Annotated in this window: 10 protein-coding genes; 4 read left to right on the plus strand and 6 right to left on the minus strand. The window is 36.7% G+C overall.

Annotated features, from left to right (window positions below):
• Positions 1-204 precede the first annotated feature (204 nt).
• From Q0992_RS04775 to Q0992_RS04800, 6 genes are all read right to left on the minus strand, one after another.
• Positions 205-630 carry a DUF4174 domain-containing protein gene (locus tag Q0992_RS04775; protein WP_299521174.1) on the minus strand — a complete coding sequence of 142 codons (426 nt, stop codon included), beginning with the start codon at positions 628-630 and terminating at the stop codon, positions 205-207.
• An 85-nt stretch (positions 631-715) separates the two neighbouring features.
• The gene (locus tag Q0992_RS04780; protein WP_299521176.1) at positions 716-3,589 is read right to left on the minus strand and encodes an alpha-amylase family glycosyl hydrolase; all 2,874 of its coding nucleotides are present in this window, start codon (positions 3,587-3,589) and stop codon (positions 716-718) included.
• 66 nt (positions 3,590-3,655) lie between these two features.
• Complete coding sequence (locus Q0992_RS04785; protein WP_299521178.1) at positions 3,656-5,140, minus strand: SusE domain-containing protein; 1,485 nt, start codon at positions 5,138-5,140, stop codon at positions 3,656-3,658.
• A gap of 11 nt (positions 5,141-5,151) precedes the next feature.
• Entirely contained in the window at positions 5,152-6,255 is a 1,104-nt protein-coding gene (locus Q0992_RS04790) for a SusE domain-containing protein (protein WP_299521180.1), read from the minus strand.
• A 15-nt stretch (positions 6,256-6,270) separates the two neighbouring features.
• The gene (locus tag Q0992_RS04795; protein WP_299521212.1) at positions 6,271-7,881 is read right to left on the minus strand and encodes a RagB/SusD family nutrient uptake outer membrane protein; all 1,611 of its coding nucleotides are present in this window, start codon (positions 7,879-7,881) and stop codon (positions 6,271-6,273) included.
• A gap of 38 nt (positions 7,882-7,919) precedes the next feature.
• Positions 7,920-10,835 carry a SusC/RagA family TonB-linked outer membrane protein gene (locus Q0992_RS04800; protein ID WP_299521182.1) on the minus strand — a complete coding sequence of 972 codons (2,916 nt, stop codon included), beginning with the start codon at positions 10,833-10,835 and terminating at the stop codon, positions 7,920-7,922.
• A 285-nt stretch (positions 10,836-11,120) separates the two neighbouring features.
• Between Q0992_RS04800 and Q0992_RS04805 the strand changes: the two genes are divergently transcribed.
• From Q0992_RS04805 to Q0992_RS04820, 4 genes are all read left to right on the plus strand, one after another.
• Entirely contained in the window at positions 11,121-12,167 is a 1,047-nt protein-coding gene (locus tag Q0992_RS04805) for a LacI family DNA-binding transcriptional regulator (RefSeq protein ID WP_299521184.1), read from the plus strand.
• Between the two features lie 133 nt (positions 12,168-12,300).
• Complete coding sequence (locus tag Q0992_RS04810) at positions 12,301-13,674, plus strand: MFS transporter (protein WP_299521186.1); 1,374 nt, start codon at positions 12,301-12,303, stop codon at positions 13,672-13,674.
• A gap of 33 nt (positions 13,675-13,707) precedes the next feature.
• Positions 13,708-14,364, plus strand: coding sequence for a beta-phosphoglucomutase (pgmB, locus tag Q0992_RS04815; protein ID WP_299521188.1), 657 nt, complete (start codon positions 13,708-13,710; stop codon positions 14,362-14,364).
• A 39-nt stretch (positions 14,365-14,403) separates the two neighbouring features.
• Positions 14,404-16,710, plus strand: a complete 2,307-nt coding sequence (locus Q0992_RS04820) for a glycoside hydrolase family 65 protein (protein WP_299521190.1) — start codon at positions 14,404-14,406, stop codon at positions 16,708-16,710.
• The last annotated feature ends 33 nt before the right edge of the window (positions 16,711-16,743 follow it).

Genomic DNA, 16,743 nt, shown 5'->3' on the forward strand with positions numbered 1-16,743 from the left:
ATTTTTTATCTATAGTTTCAAAATATTAATGATTGGAATATAATGACGGAACTTTTCTGATTTCTCCAACAAAAGGTTCAATTTTTCTTCTTGTTAGTTTTTAGCTTAGATAGGATTAGGTTTTTCAATAATTTAATGTACGGTTCGAGAATGAGTTAATATGGTTACATAGAATAAGCTTCAGTTTATAAGATTAAAGCTTTTTTATTTGCGATTGTCTTTGAGTTTTCTTTGGCGTATTGGCATTCGATCTATAGTAGAAAACAGTTTTTCAGAGTTAAGGATTTTGCTTTGTTCGAGTTTTATATCCCCATCTAATCCAATTAAAACAACCTTAAATTTACTTTTCTTTGAGTTGTGGACATTGTATAATTTTGAGCCTTTAATCCAGTTGGTTTTAGTTGCATCTGCTAGACCATATTTTTTTGGATGAATCCTATAAATAATAAGTTTACGCTCTTTTAATTCATTGGGATTGTTAAGTAATTCTAATTGGAGCTTTACTAGGTCGGACGATTCATTTTCTGAAATAATCAGTAACACACGGTTTTCCCATCTGTGCTTTTTTAATTGCTGGGTATTGAGACTCATAAATGATGACAGAAATGCGATTAGTAAGAGATATTTCATTGAAAATATATAGAATTAAAAGATAAATCTAAGAAAAAAAGAGCTTCTCAACGAGAAGCTCTTTTTGCTCAAATAACACTTATAATTAGAGCTTGACTAACTTGGTTGTCATCGTTTGGTTATTATCATTTTCAACTTTTACAATATACATTCCAGTGTTAAGACTAGAAATATCAAAAGCGTCTGTTCTTGTAAAATCACCCCTGTAAGCTTTTACCATTTTACCGGTAAGGTCATAGATCTCAACATTCGAAACATTTGTGTTAACACTAAATGATGTTGTTGACGGATTCGGATAAATAGTAAAGCCTGAAAATTCTTGGTCGTCTATACTTAAAACATTAGAAGGCTGATTTCCAAAAATCCTAAATTGACCAGCAGGTATAGAAAGAATACCGGTTCCGTTAGGGACTGTGGTATTACCAGTTGGATCCATTAAGTCGTACCACGTACTTGTAACACCCGATGGGAAATTGGTAAATATATTTCGACTTGTAACATCAAAATTGGCATATATGATCACATTTCTTAGTTGAGTTGTTGGAATAGATGAATCAAATATGTCAACCCTTTGTATGAGGTTGTCAGAGGTTATATCATAGTCACCCTCAAAAACTGGCTCTTCGACTTTTAGTTTGTGGAATTTTCCCCAGTCTTCATAGATTTGACTTCTTAAAGCATCACTCAACCAATTCTCTACCCATTGCGGTTGAGGTTTTGTGGCTAGTTTACAACCGTCATTACCAGGTGAAACGGTGGTACCATCACCACAGGTCCAGATAGAATTATCCATTCCTAAGTCACCAAAATGCCATATCATTTTTGGACCTGGAATTAATACAGAAACCGCGCCAAGTGCTGACATTCTTGATAACGCAGTATTTAAATCTCTTACATTATGAGAAGAGTTTGAGTTATTTCCAAATGTGACGGCTTCGTACATGATTCTTTCTTCATCATGACTTTCTGGATAGCCCAATAAACGTGGCTCATTAAAACCACGGCTTACATGTCCCATACGATTAATGTTAGAAGAAAAACCTTGAGCCAAATCAGTATATTCATTGGTCATTTTACCCCACATCATTACTCCTAAGCCTTCATTAACTCTATGATTAGCCCATTGTTGTTCTTCATTATCAGGGCCTAGGTGTTCAAAAATGGTATAGTGCGTTGGGTCTAAAGACCAAGCATAATCTGTATATTCTTTTAAAACATCGACTCTGTCCTGCTGATAGCTATCTGTACATCCACCAGGTGACCCAGGACCACAATTATTGGTAAATCCTTTGGTCAAATCCCAACGAAAACCATCAATTTTATATTCTTCTATCCAATGCTTTATAACACGTTTTACATAATCTTTAACCCTATCATTTTGGTGATTATAATCATAGCCGACATTATAGTCGTGCTGAGGTACGGTATGGAAATAAGGATTATCACTGGTAGGGTCACCGAAACCGTTACCATCGGAATCAGACATCCACATCCTTACCATTGGAGAACGTCCAAAAGCATGATTAAGCACTAAGTCTAAAATAATCGCGATACCATTTTGGTGGCATAAATCTATGAACTCCTTAAATTTATTTTCAGTGCCATAAAATTTGTCCAATGCCATATGATATGAAGTATTATAACCCCAACTTTCGTTGCCTTCAAATTCCATAACAGGCATCAAATGGATAGCATTGATATTTAGGTTTTTAAAATAATCTATTTTGTCAATGAGATCTTGATAGTTTCTGTCTGCATCAAAATCTCTAATTAGAACTTCGTAAATAATGAGGTCTTCTTTTTTTGGTTTATTAAAATTAGGAACTTGCCAATTGTAAGATGTTTGCCCAGTCTGGAGTACTGTAACTTCAAATTCAGCCCTATCAGGGAACTCAGGTAAATTTGGATAAGTTGACGCTGGTATAAAAGGGTCATCAAAAGACGATAGTATTAAAGTAGAGTAAGGGTCAGCAGCCTTAACCAATGTGGGAGAGTTAGCTGGTGGATTTTCATCAACCACCCAATATTGGTAAGTATTTATTTCCCCAGGTGTTAAGTTAGTAAGTTCCAAAAAGAACTTTGTTGAACCAGCTCCGTCATCCTTAATCATCGCATAAGTATTATCAGGTGCATAGTCATTAAAACTACCTGCCACATAAATATAATCCTTTGAAGGTGCATCTAATACCAAAGTTGCTTTGGTAGGATCATTATCATCATAGTTAATACCATCAACAAGATTAGATGGCATTGTTTGTGGACTTATATTTGGATTTAATAATGCCGTAACCGATATTACTTTAGTGTCTGGCCCTTGTGTTACTTCTAAAGAGAAGGATGTTGTTTCTAAAACGTTATTAGCCGTATATGTGTAAGATGCTGTGTTTAATTGGGTGTCAATCGTAACACCATTAGCTTTAAGTACATAATCTGCAAGACCACAAGTATTAGAGGCCGTGATAGTAACATTATCTCCAGATGAAATTAGTAAGGAATTTTCAGAGGGTGCATCTAAAAATACAGAAAATGCCGATTCCCCAACCTCTACTAATATATCTTGGGATTTTTTATCACCAGTTCCGTTTTGGGCTTTAATTAAAAAACCTATGCGTCCAATATTACTGCGCTGATAATAGGCGTTTGGATTAAGAGTTATGGTATAGGTGTCTGATCCGGGGTTATACGTTAACTGACTTGCAGGATTCGAATTGGTCCAAGAACCATTAAAAGGTGAGTCCATCTCATTGGTGTCATTTTCATCAAAAGACCAAGACCACAAGAAAAGTTCATTATTCGTAATGCTCCAAGCACTTTCATCGATACTATCGCCAAAAAAAGTAATAGTGATATCATCACTATCTTGAAAAGAACAAGGGTTTACTTCAAATTGTACTGTCTGCTGCTGTGCAACTGTAATCGATGCTGCAAACACTGCAATCAAAAATGTAATTTTTTTCATAGTTTAATTTTTTAAATAAAAAGGCTGTTTAATCTAAACAGCCTTTTTTGGATAAAATAATATGTATTAGTTAGGTATAATTACGTATCTACCATCCAAATCATTGAACCAAACATTATAAGAACCTGTAGGTAGAGTGAATGGGAAGTTATCTCCACCACCATTATCTAAATTAGATTGGCCATAGGTTTCACTTGATCCTGTATAACGCCAAACAGCAGCATTAGGTTCACCAGGCCAAACATCGTTAGCTCTGATTAAAAACTGCCCGCCATTAGTAAGAGTAACGTTATTTATATACCATAAATGCGGATTGTTAGCGTCTTGTGTAAAGTTGGTGTCGTTACTTCCATCCCAGCCATTAGGGGTAGCGTCTCCAATAAGTCCCATAGTAGAATAGGTAGGATCTCCAGATGCATCATAAGGGGTTACTGTAAAGCTACCTCCTTCATCTACAACAGTAAAATCATAGGTGTAGTAACCAGCAGTAGCAACACTAAATGCGCCTGGGTCAGAACCACCACCTGGATTAACAGCTAATGTAGTACCATCATTAGTACCCCATTGTGGTTGCCACTGTCCTAAAACTTCTAACAGTTTAAACTCACCAGTATTAAAGTAACCTGTGTAAATATAATTGTTAGGCACATCTTGATTTCTAAATACTGCAGTGTTATTGTTGTTATTATTCCAATCTGGTGTTGTAGCATTACCTACTAAATATAAGTTTGGAAAACTTACTGCATAAGGGGTGATGCTAATGGTTGTTGTTTCACTTATACGCTCTAGCAAGGTGCCATTATCATTTGTAGTAGTAGCTCTAATTCTTATGTCCACATCACCAGCGGTATCTGCTGGGAGTCCAAGACCTAACGCTACTGCATTTAGAGCAGAATGTGTTAATTCAAGTGAAGAAATATCAGTTCCTGTTCCAATAACCACAATTGTTGCAAAATCGGTACCTGCTAATGCTGATTCTATGACATAATCAACACTGCCAATGGCTTCTGGTAAAGCATCTGCCCATTGCATATCTAAAATCACATCGTCTACAGAGCCTATTGATAGCACAAAACTATCACCGTTTGAAGGATCTGTTATAGCAACACCGCCTTCGGTAGGATAAGCAGTTATACTATAAGTTACAGTATTACTTATTGCACCTCCTGCCAGAGCTCTTACATACACGGTTAACCCATCAAATTCTGCAGTACCGGTGGAAATAATTGCAGAATTTAAATCCATAACGTTAATAGAAAATGAATTTGTACTAGAACTTCCTAACATTATAGGGTTAGAAAAATCATTATTAATATCCATTTCTATATCATAGTTTGTACTGCCTGTAACTGGGTCACTCCACGTTACCGTAAAAGCAGGGTTATCTGGCAAACCAAAATTTAAGAGTACATTAGAAGCCGTGGATTGTTCTAAAACAAACGCAGCTTCAGGTTCAATAATATTTACTGTCTCTTCATCATCGCAAGCTAGGACTATGGTTGCCAGTGCCAAGATGAAGATTCCCAAAAATTTATTTAATTTATTTTTCATAGTCATTTATTTTAAAGGTTTAGTGGAATCATTATATAATCTCCTGTAAGGTCATTAAACCATACTTCATACTCATCTTCAACAATAACAGGAATACTACCTGATCCCTCTGTGGCTACACCAGAAAATTCCGTATCGCCCGCCCAAATAATATCCGTATTAGTTACGAATTGTAATTCCCCGGGTACTAGGGTTACATTACTAATAAACCAAATATGAGGATCAAATGAAAATGATGTCATTTGTACACTACCACCCTCTAAACCATTTCCTTGTAAAGTCATGCTATCATAAAGAGTTGAGCCAGCTTCATTAAACGACTCTATAGTAAATTCTAGAGTACTGATGTTCATTTCAAATCTATAATACCCGTCAGAAAGAGCTTCAATATCATTTATAGGTGCTGGGTCATCGTCATCCTCAGTTGGTCGGAAAATCAATTGTCCCTCAGATCCTTCACCATATTGAGGAGCCCATTGACCTCTAGTTTCAATAACTTTTAGAGGTTGTCCGCCGTTAAAAAAACCTGTGTATGAAAATACATTGGAATTAGAAGGATCTCTGTACATAGGAGGATTATTATTATTGTTCTCCCAACCTGCAGATGAAGCTGGACCAACGAGATAAAAATCTCTAAAGACGTAGTTAAAGAACGGCACAACATCAAAAGAAATGACATTAGAAATAGCCGCTAATTCATCTTGAACGCCTAATGAAGAAATAACTCTTGCATAAACAGTTCCAACCTGAAGCGGGTCTAAGCCAATAGATCCAACAGCACTGTTGAGTTGGCTCATAGACATCGTTACAGTACTAACACCATTAGAACCGGTTGCTTCTATTGGATTGGTAAAATCGGCTGATGCCGAAAATTCAACCGAGTAGCCTTCCACAACAGCTTGATTGAAGTTTGTGTCGTTCCAATTAAAGGTCACTCCTGGGTTAGTTGGATTGGCGCCATCAATCACTATAAGATTAATATCCAATTCCTCTAAAGTAATTGGTGACGAAGGGTCTGCAAAGAATTCAGGATCTGGACCGTCACAAGACGAGACCACAAGCCCGAAAAAAAGACTAACGACAATTAAGTATTTAAAATATTTTAATGTTTTCATAGTTATTTAAGCTTATTAATATCCTGTATTTTGCTGTAAATTAGTGTTAACACTTATATCGGTCTCTGGAATAGGCATGATATCCCTGAATGCTTCGGTTGTTGTTCCTTGCGGAACGTTACCTTTCCATTGCCAAATCCCATTATCTGAGAATCGATTGAATCGGATTAAGTCAGTACGCCTATGGGCTTCCCAATACAATTCTCTAGAGCGCTCATCGAGAATAAAGTCTAAAGTTAAGTCACCAGTTGATATATTTCCTGATGTGTTGCCGTAAGCACGTTCTCTCAGTTCGTTGATGTAGCTTACTGCAGTAGACGCATCACCACCACCACCACGTGCTACAATTTCGGCATACATCAAATAGACATCTGCTAATCTAAACATAGGGAAATCAGTATCTACATGGTCACCAGAGGGGTCCGAGCCAGGGTTTCCATTAATATCAACGTTACGATATTTAAAAATACCATAACCGTCATTAAAATTGGTTACACTTTCAACATCTTTATTTTGACCATCTGTCCATATTAAAGCTCTTTGGTCTGCTGAATTAGCTTCGTTTGGAAAAAGTTCAACAAAATTTGGTAAAGTTCTTATACCAAACCAACCACCACTTGCTATTCCGAAAAATGGCCCTGCCACGTCGTTCATAGTACCACCAACAGGTGCATGAGTCAAAAAGGTCATTCCACCAAAAGCTTGAGTTCTCAAACCATCAAATGGGATGGTAAAAATGACTTCATTCTGGGCTCCATTAGAATCATTGTCCGCCAAGAACGAATAGAAATACGGTACGTCTGGAATTTCATAACCAGCGTTAATAATATTGTTTACATAAGTGAGAGCATCGCTGTAGCGAGCTGTACCTGTGTAAACTTCAGCATTAAGGTATAATTTAGCCAATACCATCCAAGCTGCTGCACGATCTGCTCTCCCGTATTCATTTTGTCTTGGCGCAGCCATAGTATCCAAAATATCTAAGAGTTCGCTCTCAACATATTGAAATAGGTCTGCACGCTGTATCTGTGGTGGTAAAAAAGCACCAATTGGATCGTTTTCAGTTACAAATGGGGGGTTGGCATATAAATCCAATGCATGCCAATAGGATAAAGCACGCATAAAACGTGTTTCGGCTCTAAATATTTGAATTTCGGCTCTCAACTCATCATTGACACCGCGACCGCTTAACTTATCGTCTGTGGTTTGGCGCAGAAACTCATTAGTTAATGCCACTTGATAAAATATACGGGTGTACATAGTTCTGATAAATTCATTACCTGAGGTCCATACTTGCGCATGTAAATCCTGAATAGTTCCGTCATTCCAAGCAATTAAGGCCTCATCGGAGGTTAATTGCTGCATTTTCCAATACAGTCTCAAATAATTTGAGAACCCTTCATTTAAACCTATGAGGTCGGGAGTTCCTGCAGGGCCCTGCTGTCCACTTAAAGATATACCTGCATAAATCTTAGCCAAAAACTCTTTATAAGCTTCTGGGTCTTCAAAAGCGGCATCAGCCGTGAGACGTTCGTCTTCTGGGTCTAAATTTAGTCGATCTTCACAGGAGTGTATTAAAAACACTAATGCAAATATCGCTAATACTGTTTTAATTGTTCTTTTCATCATAGCTCTATTATTTATATTAAGTTTTCTCATTGCTCTTAAAATGTAAAGTTAAGTCCTAATACAATATCTCGCGTTCTAGGATAGAAATTTCTCTCTCTACCGTCAGCTATTTCCGGGTCTAGTCCGTCATACTCTGTTATAACAAATAGGTTAGTTCCCGTTAAAGAAGCTCTTAGCGTCATTTTTTCGAAAGGAATGGTGTATCCCAAAGATATATTATCCAATCTTACAAAATCAGCACGTTCTATATAATAATCCGAAAATAATTGCTGATTTTGGAATCCTGTATCTAAAAAGCTAGCATTACCGTTAGCTAAATAGCCAGGTTGATTGGTAATGGCATTAAGGTTACCAAGATCAGAGGCATTATTATTATAGACATAATTACCGAAACTACCTCTAAACGTAAAATTAAGATCAAAATCCTTATAGCGGAAATTATTAGTCCACCCGATGAAGGCATCTGGTGTGGCCTTTTTAAATGGTTGACGATCCGCCTCAGTAATTTGGTTGTCACCATTAACATCAACATAAGCTCCTTCTACAGGGTTACCATTATCATCGTACACTTGTCTAAACACAAAGAAGGTTGTTGGGTCGAATCCTGGCTTTAGGATTTGAATATTATTACCTACACCACCATTAATATCACCTACGTTTATAAAGAAATTAGGATCATCACTCAAACTCAATCTTGTAATTTCTTGCTCTTGGAACGTAATGTTAAAGTTTGTGTTCCATCCAAAGTTTTCGTTTTGGAAAATCACACCATTCAAAACTATTTCTAATCCTCTACTCTCGAGCTCTCCAATATTTGTGATCAGTAAATCCGTTAAATTTGAGCCAGAAGGTACTGGAACTCGAGCCAATAGGTTTTGAGTTTCTCTATAATAGGCATCTATCGTACCAGAAATTCTGTTATTGAAAAATCCGAAATCCAAACCAATATTATACTGATCGGTTTCTTCCCATGTACGATTTTCATCGAAACCTTCGGGTCTTAGAGTATCTATAAATATTGGCTCGCCATTAATCGTGGTACCAAACTGAATATTGGCTTGGTTATTAATTGATGGTGTATACAAACCTTGGAAACTATAGTTGTCACCAATCTCTTGTTGTCCGGTGACACCAAACCCTGCTCTTAATTTCAAGTTTGAAAAAAAGGAATCTTCCATCCATTTTTCATTCATAATTTTCCAACCAACATTAATCCCGGGGAAATAACCAACACGATTGTCCTCGGCAAATCTTGAGGAGGCATCACGTCGTATGATGGCAGATACTAAATAGCGATCTGAAATGTCAAAACTGGCTCTCGCAAAATAGGATAGTAAGTTATTTCTATCTATATTAGTATCTATAAGCCCTTCAGGACCACGAATTTCATTAATATCGCTTCTGATGTAGAATTCTTGGAAGCCATGACCCAAGGTGACATCGACTTCGGTATCTATAGCTTCTATAGTCGACTTATAATTTAAAAGAAAATCTAATGAAGTGTTCCGGTTAAGCCCATCCGAACGACGGTCAAGCGGGAATTCTTCTGCAACATTAGGATTGGCTGGTTCAAACCTAAAACCTTCATTCTCAGCGTAATCTACACCAGCATTTACAGTTAATTTCAAATCCCTTAAAAACCAAAATTTATAATCTAGTGATAAGTTACCTATAAAACGCTTAATCGTTTGCCGATCCTCTCTTTCTTCGAGTAGAAAAACAGGATTTTGTGGTGGAAGGCTACCTGCCGTGAAGTACTGTGTAAAATTCCCATTTTCATCTCGTACAGGCTGCGTAGGGTCAAATCGAACGGCAGATCCTATCGCTCCCTCATCGGCATATCTAAACTCATCTTGAATGCCTCTTGCTATCCCCGTGATTTTTAAGTCATTGTTTAAAAAACGATGCTCAAATGAAGTATTAAATCCAGTACGTTCATAGAGGTCATTCAATAATGGCCCTTGTTGTGAAGCATGATTAAAGTTCACTCTAAAGTTAAAATTTTCATAACCTTTGGTAGCCGTAATATTATGAATAGCACCTACACCGGTTCTGTAGATTTCATCTTGCCAGTCTGTATTGGCATTTCCAAATGTAGAAGTATCACCACCATTATCTTGTACTACTTGTCTGTATTGAGCCGCACTTAAAACGTCTAGAGTATTAGCTACCCGTCTTGTAGAGGCTTGTAAGCTATATTCAAATTGTAGAGGTTGATTAGCACGTCCTTTCTTAGTGGTAATTAAAATGACACCATTAGAAGCACGAGACCCGTAGATGGCTGTTGCAGAGGCGTCCTTTAATACAACAAAATCTTCAATGTCTGCTGGGTTAATAGCATTTAAGGCACTTCTTGTACCTTGAGCTCCACCACGTTGGTCAATAGGTAAACCATCGATGACAATTAGTGGGTCGTTTGTTCCACCAAAATCTCCACCTAAGGATGCTCCACCACGAATTCGAATCTCACCTCCTTCACCAGCTGCACCACCACCTGTTGTAACACGCACACCAGCGGCTTTACCAGCAATAAGTTGTTGGGGTGCTACTATCGCACCGCGGTTAAAATCCTCATCATTTACTTTTTCTACGGCTCCTGTTGCATCTTGTTTGGTAGTAGAACCATAACCAATTAGGACAACTTCATCCAATTCAGCAGCATCTTCCTCCAAAGCCACATCTATTGAAGCTTCACCATTATAAATAATTTCTTGGGTTCTGTAACCCACGTAAGAAACGACAATCGTTTCCCCTTGATTTACTTCTATGGAGAATTTACCATCAAAATCTGTTGATGCTCCTCTAGAAGTCCCTTTAATCAGAATGTTAACTCCTGGTAAAGGCATAGCGTCTGCCTTGTCTGTAACCGTTCCAGAAACTGTTGTTTGTGCAAACATGGTTGCAGGTATCATGATTAAACAGAATAATACAGCATTTAAGAATGTTTTCATACAATAATTTTAAATTAATCGCTTTAGTTAATTGATTTATATTTTCACTTCTTGGGTTAAATCTATGTAAAATTAGTGTGATACGAGTGTTAAAAAACATGACGAATGTCACGAAAACGTTTTCGTGTTAAAAACTTTTTAAAATTTACTCATACCAATCGAAAAATAGTAAAAAAATGAGATATTATCAATAGATGCGTGTTAAAATTATGAAGTCAAAAAATTTCGATAACTTCAAATTTGACTTATCTTCGTAAATTATGTCTTTATTATTGTTAATTTAGTATGAAGCGAAAAATAACCCTAAAACAAATCGCGAAGGAATTGGATGTTTCTATTTCAACGGTTTCCAAAGCCTTGAGAAACAGCCCTGAAATCAGTAATGATACAAAGCAAAAAGTTCAGGCATTTGCTAAATTATATAATTACAGACCCAATAATATAGCCTTAAGCCTAAAGAATCGTAAGACCAATACTATTGGTATTATTATCCCTGAAATTGTGCATCATTTCTTTTCAAAAGTTATTCGTGGTGTAGAATTAGTAGCAAATAATAGAGGGTATAACGTCATTATTGGGCTGTCTAACGAATCCTTCTCTAAAGAAGTCATAAATATGGAAATGCTGGCTAATGGAAGTATTGATGGGTTTATTTTATCCATCTCAAAAGAGACCCAGCAATTACAGGACTTTCATCACTTTACTGAGACTATGAGTCAAGGTATGCCTATAGTAATGTTTGACCGCGTGGTTTCGGAAATAGATTGTGATAAGGTTATTGTGGATGATTTAAATGGAGCCAAAAATGCTGTTGAAAAATTAATAATTAACGGGTGTAAATCAATTGCATTAATTACAACTAAAGACTATGTCAGTGTTGGTAAGCTACGAACCCAAGGCTATCTTGAAGCACTTAAAGATCATAAAATGACACCCAAAGCAAATCTCATTTTAAAGATTGACGATACCTTAGATTTCGAGACCCACTTAGATGAACTTGAAGAGGAGATTGAGCAACTTTTTAACTCTAACGAGTATATTGATGGAGTTTTTGCAGTCAATGAACTGTATGCGCTATCTGCAATGAAGGTAGCTAGAAAGTTAGGCCTTAATATACCTAATGATGTACAGGTTATTGGTTTTACGGATGGCGTTTTGTCTAAACATGCAACACCAGGGTTAACAACAGTAAGCCAGCATGCGCAACAAATGGGTGAGCGTGCGGCAGATCTCCTTATTGATAAATTGGAAAGTGAAATAGATACAGAAGAAGAAGAGTTTCAAACCATTGTCATAGCAACGGATTTGGTAGAGCGCGAATCTACCAAATAGAAATTTAACATTGCCGTTTTAAAATCTTTTATATCTTTATCACCGAAATCAAAACTTATATTTTCACTTCTTCACGTAAGTTTTGATAAGCATTGCTTGTCAGGATAGTATTAATTTAAACTATACTATTTTCATGAAAAAGCGTAAGTTAAGTTTTTGGCAAATCTGGAACTTGAGTTTTGGATTCCTAGGAGTTCAATTTGGATTTGCACTACAAAATGCAAACGCCAGTAGAATATTAACCAGTTTAGGGGCCGACCCTCATAATCTTTCATTTTTTTGGTTAGTTGCCCCAATCATGGGCTTAGTGGTTCAACCTGTGGTTGGTGCCGCAAGTGATAAAACATGGACACGGATAGGTAGACGTTCGCCTTATATCTTAATTGGTGCCATAGTTTCTATGATTGCCATGTTTTTAATGCCTAATGCCCCCTTATTTTTAAAAGCAGGCGGGGCAGGTGTACTTGCTTTCGGTGTAATTATGTTAGCATTAATGGATGGTTCTTTTAATGTTACATTTCAGCCATTCAGAGCCTTAGTGGCTGATATGACTCCCGATAGCCAAAGAAATTTGGGTTATTCTATTCAAAGTTTTTTAATAAATGTAGGAGCGGTCATCGGGTCTGCTTTACCTTTTATTTTGACAGGGCTAGGTGTGGCTAATGAGGCGGAACCCGGAAAAGTGGCGCCATCGGTGATTTGGTCATTTTACATAGGCGGTTCACTTTTATTATTAACGGTTTTGGTTACGGTATTCAAAACAAAAGAATATCCGCCAAAAGAGTTTGAAGAGATTAATGGAATTACAGAGGAAGACAAGACCAAAAAAGAAAGCTTCTTTAAGTTAGTTCTCAATATGCCTAAAACTATGAAGCAGTTAGCTATTGTGCAGTTGTTCTCTTGGTTTCCCTTGTTTTTAATGTGGGTGTATTCTACCACAGCGATTTCTCAACATTATTTTGGTGTTCCAATAGATTTTGATGCCAATTCATCAACAGACCATACTATTAGAAAGGCTTACGAAGATGCTGGTAACTGGGTGGGTATATGTTTTGCCTTATACAGTTTGGTGGCTGCTTTGTATTCTGTGATTATGCCAAAGCTAATGGACTTGACCAATAGGAAATTTATCTTTTCGTTGTCATTGTTATTAGGAGGATTAGGATTTATTTCAACATATTTCTTTTCTAATCAATACATGTTGTTAATTTCTATGGTCGGAATCGGAATTGCTTGGGCTGCTATTTTAGCCATACCCTATGCTATACTCTCAGGTTCTTTACCTGCAAAGAGAATGGGTATTTACATGGGGCTGTTTAACTTAACCGTAGTCATTCCTCAAATTATTAGTGGGATTTTTGGAGGCCCAATTTTAAGGAGTTTCTTTGGAGGAGAAGGGGTTTATATCCTTGTACTTGCCGGATTTATTATGATTCTCGGAGCAATTTCGGTAAGGTTTGTCAACGATCAGAGTATCGATACCAATCCAGTGAAAGAAGAGAATTAACACTTTTAGTTAACTACTAAAGAGATTAAATAAATGAAAACTAAAGGATTTATTTTCGATCTAGATGGGGTTATTGTCGATACGGCCAAATATCATTTTCTGGCATGGAAGAAATTGGCCAATAGTTTAGATATAAGCTTTTCCGAAGCGGAGAACGAACAGCTTAAAGGAGTTAGTCGTGTTAAGTCTCTTGAAAAGATATTATCTTGGGGAAATAAAACGATTTCTGAAGATACATTCAATAGATTAATGGCAGAGAAAAATGAAGATTATCTAGGTCATATTTCAAAAATGGATGAAGACGAAATTTTACCAGATGTCCCAAGAGTGCTCAATCTTTTGAAGAAAGAAAAGCAGCTTATTTCATTAGGCTCAGCGAGTAAGAATGCTAGAACTATTTTAGAGCGTGTAAGCTTAAATACATGCTTTGATGCTATAGTTGACGGTAACGATGTTAGCAAAGCAAAGCCAGATCCAGAGGTGTTTTTAATAGCAGCGAAACAATTAGGGATAGCACCCAAAAATTGTATTGTTTTTGAAGACTCTATCGCAGGTGTCGAGGCTGCAAATGTGGCTAATATGATTTCTGTTGGTATTGGCAGTGAGGATGTTTTAGGACACGCTCAACATATATTTAAGGATTTCACTGAAATCTCTGATGAATTTATAAAAGCATTAATTGAAAGATAAAAAATAAGAGGTTTAATTAACCTTTAAATTAAAATATACATGAATTTAGATTATATCATACCCAATGATTGGTCAATCTTAGAAGAAGGATTTGATCCAGATAATGTAAAAGCTTCCGAAAGCTTATTTAGTATTGGAAACGGTGCTATGGGGCAACGTGCGAATTTCGAGGAAAAATATTCAGGACCTACTTTTCAGGGCAGTTATATTGCTGGAGTTTACTATCCAGACAAGACAAGAGTAGGCTGGTGGAAAAATGGTTACCCAGAGTATTTTGCTAAGGTACTTAATGCCCCAAATTGGATAGGAATTAACGTGTTTGTAAATAATGAAGCACTCGATCTTCATACTTGTAAAAAGGTAGAAAACTTTAAAAGGGAACTTAACATGAAAGAAGGTTGGTTGTCTAGAAGTTTTGTGGCGACACTGCAAAATGATATACAAGTAGAAGTATTTGTAAAGCGTTTTCTCAGTTTAGATATTGACGAATTAGGTGCAATTAATTATTCTGTTAAGCCTATTAACGCTGATGCATCGATTATCTACAGCCCTTACATAGATAGCGGCATAACCAACGAAGATACCAACTGGGACGATAAGTTTTGGGACACCTTAAATGTTAGTCACGAAAACAATCAGGCATTTATCCAGGCAAAGACCATGAAAACCAACTTTTATACCTGTACATTCATGGAATCCCAAGTGTTCATCGAAGGAAAATCAATTATTATTGAACCCAACATTAGTGCTGATTCTAATAGTGCAGCCTTTAGTTATAAATATAACGTTAAGCAAAATGAAACCTACACAATACACAAGTTTGGTGGGTACACCGTAGATAGAAATCATGATAAGTATGAGTTGGTTACTGCTGCTAAGCATGTTTTAGAAAAAGCCACAAAGTCTGGTTTTGCAACTTTGTTAGAAAACCAAAAAAGAGCATGGGCGAAAATTTGGGATATGGCAGATATTACTATTGAAGGTGATGTGAAAGCACAACAAGGTATCCGATTTAATATATTTCATTTAAACCAAACCTATCTTGGAACTGATGCCCGATTGAATATTGGCCCAAAAGGGTTTACTGGAGAAAAATACGGTGGAAGTACATACTGGGATACTGAGGCGTATTGTATTCCATTTTATATGGCAACCAAAGATCAAAGTGTCGCCAGAAATCTGTTAACCTATAGATACAAACATTTAGAAAAAGCAATAGAGAATGCTGAAAAGCTCGGTTTTAAAAACGGTGCAGCATTATACCCTATGGTGACCATGAATGGTGAAGAGTGCCATAACGAATGGGAAATTACTTTCGAAGAAATCCATAGAAACGGTGCTATCGCATTTGCTGTTTTTAATTACTACCGCTATACAGGCGATTACAGTTATGTTCCGGAAATGGGACTCGAAGTGCTAATAGCAATTGCGCGTTTCTGGCACCAAAGAGCAACATTCTCTACAGAGAAGAATAAGTATGTTATACTAGGTGTAACTGGTCCTAACGAATATGAGAATAACGTCAATAATAACTGGTATACCAACTATATTGCTCGATGGTGTATCAATTACGCCATAGAAAATATTGAACGTGTACAATCAGAATTCACTACGGATTATACACGGGTGATGCACAAGGCCAAATTATCTAAAGCAGAAATTAAGGATTGGCAAGAAGTAGCCAATAATATGTTTTTTCCATATTCTGAAAAGCACAATGTCTACCTGCAACAAGATGGCTTTTTAGACAAAGAATTAATTACAGTTTCAGACTTGGACAAATCCCAAAGACCTATAAATCAAAAATGGTCTTGGGATAGGATCTTACGTTCACCATATATAAAGCAAGCAGATACGCTTCAAGGGTTTTACTTTTTTGAAGACCACTTTAGCCAAGAAGAACTTGAACGTCATTTTGATTTTTATGAGCCTTTTACAGTTCATGAAAGTTCACTATCGCCGTGCGTACATAGCATTCAAGCAGCTAAGTTAGGCCGCATGGAACAAGCCTATACCTTTTATTTAAGAACATCACGACTAGACTTGGATGACTACAATCATGAAGTTCATGAAGGGTTACATATCACATCTATGGCAGGTACCTGGATGAGTATTGTCGAAGGTTTTGGTGGCATGCGTATTAAAGACAATTTGCTAAGTTTTGAGCCAAAAATCCCAAAGCAATGGGAAGCCTATTCATTTAAGGTAAATTTTAGACATCAAATCATTAAGGTAAATGTATGCCAAGGGCACACACATTTCGAATTAGAGGGAGATAAGGATTTACAAATTATGGTAAATGGAAAAGCCATATTGATTTCACCCAATAATTTAGTAACTGTTTAAAACAATATATAGCCTAAATCAAGAACATTAAAA

It is taken from the genome of Winogradskyella sp., assembly GCF_028289625.1.
In the GTDB taxonomy this organism is placed as follows: Bacteria; Bacteroidota; Bacteroidia; order Flavobacteriales; family Flavobacteriaceae; genus Winogradskyella.